Below are 5,911 nucleotides of genomic sequence, written 5' to 3'. Positions count from 1 at the left end.
CAAGCATTTCCCATGCTTATTGGGGAGTAGATTATCACTTATAGACGTGGTCTAAAATCATAGATCCACATCATATCTTCAGATTTCCATGTCGAGGGCTTAAATCCATAATCGACAAATTCTTTGGGCATAAGGTCTGGATTAGCTAACACTTCATTAACGCGTTTGGTAAATCCTGCGGCATAACCTTCAAAAATGGCCCGATCTTCATTGGAAAGTTCTGCCAGTTGTTTCTTAATATTCTCTGGATCAAAACGACTATGTGTTGCAACATCAGATTGCACATATTCAGAGCCCAATACTTCTGCCACTGTGCCCCAACCGGTGCGTTTAGACATTTCCATCTGAAACAAGCGATCAGTTGCAATAGCATAACCATACCCATAGAAAAGCCCATAAGTATCATTGGCATAAATATGTGGTACTCCAAAATTATCGCGTTTAATGGTGAGTTGTTTTTGCGAATCTAAGGCTGTATCTGAGTTTGAAGATGGATTACATCCCAATAACAGTGAAGCACTTAAAGCTAACATTCCAGTGCGAAGTAAAATCTTTTGATGATGTGATTTTCTACACATTATTTGCGTTTTCAAATGAATATCCTTTTCAGTCTTATGGGTCAATACAGTGATTAACTCGATGAAATTATGTATAAAATTTGCCTATACGGCAGTTTATTATTTGCATTTATATATGTAATTTTCCATAACCAATTAGGTATATCTTTATGTTGAATTTGATATCTAGTCTGTGTTTGATCTTTAAATACAGCATTTGTGATTGATTTCATGATCCTTTTTTATTTTATCAAGCATGTTGATTTAAAGATTATTGATAGTTCAGTGTATTTTTATATCTGAAGTTGCCATTAAATCAGAACCAAAAAATTTATAGCAGATAGAGCCTATTGACCTATTTTTTCTCCAAATAAGACATAAAGTTATACTTTTAAAGTAATGGAATATTACATAGAAAAAACAAATAATAATTCAGGTGTGTCCAGTGAGCACTTTTTGATAAAAATGAGTCATTGCGACCGAGAGTCAATATATAAGCGAGCTGCATAACAATCTTGAATTAAGAGGAGTGGTTGTGAATTAAGACAGATGATTTGTCGAATATGAAATAACTGAGTCAAATAAAGTAATTTAAAAAATTTATATTTTTAGGAAAGGAATTCCATGAAAATTTTAACCAATGCAAAGACTTTTAAATATCTATCCTTATCTACCTTGGTCGGTTGCTGTTGCATGAGTAGTGCATATGCAGATTTTGTTCAAGATAGCCAAACGTCGATTAATTTACGAAATTTTTATATGAACCGAGATTTTTCTGATGTTCCGAATAAGGATATTGGAAGTTGGTCTCAAGCTGTATCGGGTCGTTTTGAGTCCGGTTATACCGACACGCCTTTACAAGTGGGTTTAGATGTTGGATTGCAGTACGCGCTTCGATTATCCGATCATAATGCTGAACGCCCAGATACTATTTTACCGTATGATACTGCGCAAGGAAAACAAGAAAGAGATTATCTTAAAGCGGGTGCAACTTTAAAGCTGAAATATAAGGAGTCGGAATTAAAGATCGGTGAGCTTTATCCGCGAATGCCAGTTGCGTATATTGATGAGTCACGACAATTGGTCACGACATATGCTGGTGCTGCATTTGAAACAAAAGCCATTAAAGACCTGAAACTTTCTGCAGGCCGTATTACCCATATTAATTCTCGTGAAGATGATGAGTTTAAGAAATTAAGTTTATTTGTTGGTGCAGGTCCACGTTATGAAAGTGATGGGCTTAATTTCGTTGGTTTAGATTATAACTTTACGCCAAAAGTATTCGGTGCTTATTGGTTTGGGCAACTTGAAGATATTTATCAACAAAATTATGTAAATGCTGCTTATAGTACCAAGGTGGGTCAAAGCAAAATTAAAGTAGACGCACGTTATTTTCATAATAAGGAAGATGGTGATGCCTTATATGGAAAAATTGATAGTCAATCTTATGGCTTGCAAACAGCCATTCAAAATGGTGCTCATACTTTGGTCGCGGGTATTCAGCAAAATAAAGGCGAAAGTATCTTTCCGACATTAGCCGGTTATGCACCGCAACCCTTTTTACAAACCTGGTCTACGCTTGGATTCATTAAACCTGAAGAGTTCACTTGGCATATTTTATATAGCCATGACTTTAAAGAACATGGCGTACCGGGTTTAAAAATGACGCTGCGTTATTTAAATGGTAGCAACATTTATCGTGCAGGCTTAAAAGACAATGAAGAGTCTGAAGCAAATTTTATTTTAGGTTATCAAGTTCCTGAAGGACGCTTTAAAAATTTAGGCTTTGAATGGCGTCATATTCGTGCTGAGTCAAAATATGGTGCAGGTTATACGCCGGGCGCTGACTTTGTGGAAAATAGATTGATCACCACCTACAATTATAAGTTTTAATTTATAACCCTATAGATTTTATGTTTATTTTATCGATATAACGTAGCTAACCCTATAATATTTAAGTTAAATGAGTAATATCCTTAACATTTATAGAGCGTAAACTACAAAATATTTTAAAATTAACAGGAAAATTCCATATCTTTATGTTATAAAAAATAGAGTCGAGAGACTTTTCATGGAAAAGGAATATTTAAATGGAAATTAAAAAAATTGGACTCATTCTTGCCCTCGCCAGTTCAAGTAGCTTGGTCAATGCAGAAATCAGAATTGGCGTTGTGACTTCATCTTCAGGTCCAATTGCTATGGTGGGTATTCCACAAAAGAACTCAATTGCCTTATTACCTAAAACCATCGGCGGCGAAGCGGTTAAGTATTTTTCCTTAGATGATGCAAGTGACCCTACCGCTTCAGTCAAAGCAGTCACCAAGCTGATCTCAGAGAATAATGTCGATGCCATTATTGGGCCATCAGGCTCGCCCAACGCGATGGCAGTCATTGGCACCATTGCCAAGGCCGGTGTTCCATTGTTAGCTCCAGTTGGCACGGCTTCTGTGGTACTGCCGATGGATGCGCAAAAGAAATGGGTGTTTAAAACCACGCAAAACGATAATTTAATTGCGACAGCAATTATCGACGACATGGTGAAACGTGGCTATAAAACGGTGGGTTTTATAGGCACCTCTGATCCATATGGCGAAAACTGGAAAAAAGTCTTTTCGGATTTAGCTGCTAAAAAAGGCATTAAAATTGTCGCTCAAGAAAGTTTTCAACGACAAGATACCTCTTTAACGGGGCAAGCACTGAAATTGGTGGCCAAAAAGCCGCAAGCTATTTTGGTTGCAGCGCCAGGAAGTTCAGCCGTTACGCCTCAGGTGGCATTGTTTGATCGTGGTTATAAAGGACAAATGTATCAAACCCATGGTGCTGCGTTAGATGAGTTTTTAAAACTAGGAGGTAAAAAGGTCGAGAACACGATTCTGGCTGCTAGCTTAATGTTGGTAATCAATGAGATTCCTAACACACACCCCTCTAAAGCCATTTCATCAAAATATATCAATGACTATAAAAAATTAAATGGTCATTCTCCGGCAACTTTTGGGGCCAATGTTTATGATGCTGGACTGTTATTAAATGCAGCCATTCCGGTGGCTTTAAAATCGGCAAAACCGGGTACACCACAATTTCGAGCTGCTTTGCGTACGGCTTTGGAGAACACCAAAAATTTAGCAGGTACCCAAGGTGTGTATAACATGACGCCGGCTGATCATAGTGGTTTCGATGCTCGCGGCCGAGTCATGATTATTGTTAAAAATGGCAAATGGACGTTGCTTAAATAAAGTCAAAATTTAATCCCTACTTAAAAAATGCGACTCGAAAGAGTCGCATTAAGGGATTTTTGCCTTTAAAAACAGGAGGTTGTTTCTATGGATTTCAGTATAGCTTTAATCCTTAGTCAAGATGGGATCACCAGTGGTGCAATATATGCTTTATTGGCATTTTGTATTTTATTGGTCTTTACCGTTACACGAATATTATTAATTCCCATTGGAGAATTTGCAGTTTATGGTGCCTTAACCATGGCTGCCTTGCAAGCAGGCCAACCAACCAAGATTGTTTGGTTATTATGTGGCTTGGTGGTGATTAATCTTTTTTTAGATCTATATGCACATTTCAGACATCGCCAGCAGCTGCTGTGGAAAAGACATGCAGTTATGCTGATGTATGCTGCTGTGGTTTCAGCAGCCATGTATTGGTTACCGCTTGCAAGCCTGTCTACACTCAGCCAAATCATTCTTACCTTAGCCATTATTACGCCGCTTGGCCCTCAAATCTATAGAACGTTTTTTCAGTCCTTGGTGGCTGCGCCTTCATTGGTTCTATTAATTGTTTCAATTGCCGTACACGTTTCACTGGTGGGTACAGCCTTACTGATTTTTGGTCCAAATGGGGCACAAACGACGCCATTCTCGGATCGAACCTTTGAAGTCGGATCTCTGCTGATCAACAGTCAAACGTTGTGGATTATCTTTACCTTCTTTGCCTTAATTATTCTATTTTCCTATTTTTTCAACAAAACCTTATATGGAAAAGCCTTAAGAGCAACGGCAATTAATCGCATGGGTGCTCGCTTGATGGGAATATCTCCGATTTTTGCCGGCAAAATCACTTTCACCTTTGCAGCATTTATTGGTGGACTGTCAGGCATTTTGATTGCACCGGTGACCACCTTGTATTACGACTCAGGTTTTTTAATCAGCTTAAAAGGCTTTGTCGGCGCCATCATCGGCGGATTGGTTAGCTTTCCGGTTGCAGCTTTAGGTTCATTGGTGGTGGGATTGGTCGAAGCATTTTCAATGTTTTGGGCCAGCGACTATAAAGAAATCATTGTTTTTACCCTCATCATCCCATTCTTATTGTGGAAATCTTTTACTACACGTAATACAGAGGAGGAAGATGAATGAAAACCATACATTATTTCTTTCTATTTGCTTTTTTGATGTTTATCAGTCCTTTACTCTTACCTGATTATCAAATTACGCTGTTAAATTATATTGGTCTAAATGCCTTGGTGGTGTTGGGTCTGGTTTTGCTTACCGGTGTGGGCGGAATGACCAGTTTTGGTCAAGCAGCCTTGGTCGGAATTGGTGCCTATACCACAGCTTATTTAACCGCAACTGATCAACTGCCGAATTATTTAACCCTGCTGGGTGGATCACCGTGGATTGCGTTAATTGTCGGTATCGTGATTACCGTGATTGCCGCGCTGATTGTCGGCGGATTAACGCTGAAGTTATCGGGTCATTATTTACCCTTAGGCACGATTGCTTGGGGCATCTCCCTGTATTACTTTTTCTCAACACTCGAAGGTTTGGGCGGCCATTCAGGCATCTCGAATATTCCAAGTATTTCTATATTTGGCTATGCGCTGGATCATAGTAATAAAATGTTCTATCTGATTTGGTTGATTGTGTTACTGGCCATCGTGCTGACCAAGAACTTACTTAACTCAAGAGAAGGTCGTGCCATTCGTGCGCTCAAAGGCGGCCAAATTATGGCTGAATCGATGGGGGTCAATACCTTCAGATCTAAACTGATCGTTTTTATAATTGCATCAGTATTTGCCTCAATTTCAGGCTGGTTATACGCACACAATCAAACCTTTATTAATCCTTCTCCATTTAGTTTACAAATGGGTATCGATTATCTGTTTATGGCCTTACTGGGGGGTGTGGGCAGTGTCTGGGGTGCGATACTGGGCTCGGGCATCTTCACCATGATGCGTCAATGGTTACAAGATTACTTACCGATGTTTCTTGGAAACGATGGTCAATACGAAACGATTGTTTTTGGTTTATTGATTGTGGCATTGATGCAAAAAGCACCAATGGGCTTATGGCCGATGATCATGAAAATTATTCCGAAGAAGATCAAACCGCTGGACCAGCACATTCAGATGA

At 39.0% G+C, this 5,911-nt stretch carries 4 protein-coding genes and 1 pseudogene; 4 read left to right on the top strand and 1 reads right to left on the bottom strand.

Translation table 11 applies throughout. The features are described 5' to 3' along the window. Positions 1–62: 62 nt before the first annotated feature. A pseudogene (locus SE27_RS12715) lies at positions 63–578 on the bottom strand (penicillin acylase family protein); the annotation flags it as partial. Between the two features lie 603 nt (positions 579–1,181). On the opposite strand from SE27_RS12715, the gene SE27_RS12710 reads away from it, so the two are divergent. The 4 genes from SE27_RS12710 to SE27_RS14160 form a co-directional block, all read left to right on the top strand. Then, positions 1,182–2,450, top strand: a complete 1,269-nt coding sequence (locus SE27_RS12710) for an OprD family outer membrane porin (RefSeq protein WP_039624182.1) — start codon at positions 1,182–1,184, stop codon at positions 2,448–2,450. Positions 2,451–2,647: 197 nt separating this feature from the next. Then, the gene (locus SE27_RS12705) at positions 2,648–3,790 is read left to right on the top strand and encodes an ABC transporter substrate-binding protein (protein ID WP_039624180.1); all 1,143 of its coding nucleotides are present in this window, start codon (positions 2,648–2,650) and stop codon (positions 3,788–3,790) included. Positions 3,791–3,877: 87 nt separating this feature from the next. Further along, a complete protein-coding gene (locus SE27_RS12700) occupies positions 3,878–4,915 on the top strand; it encodes a branched-chain amino acid ABC transporter permease (RefSeq protein WP_039624177.1) in 1,038 nt (345 codons plus the stop codon). Further along, the coding region (locus tag SE27_RS14160) for a branched-chain amino acid ABC transporter permease (protein WP_227504659.1) at positions 4,912–5,911 on the top strand (1,000 nt) is incomplete at its 3' end. The genes SE27_RS12700 and SE27_RS14160, both read left to right, overlap by 4 nt.

It is taken from the genome of Acinetobacter harbinensis, from assembly GCF_000816495.1.
In the GTDB taxonomy this organism is placed as follows: Bacteria; Pseudomonadota; Gammaproteobacteria; order Pseudomonadales; family Moraxellaceae; genus Acinetobacter; species Acinetobacter harbinensis.
Note: the sequence above shows the minus strand (reverse complement) of the source record. Positions and strands in the feature narration are given on the sequence as shown.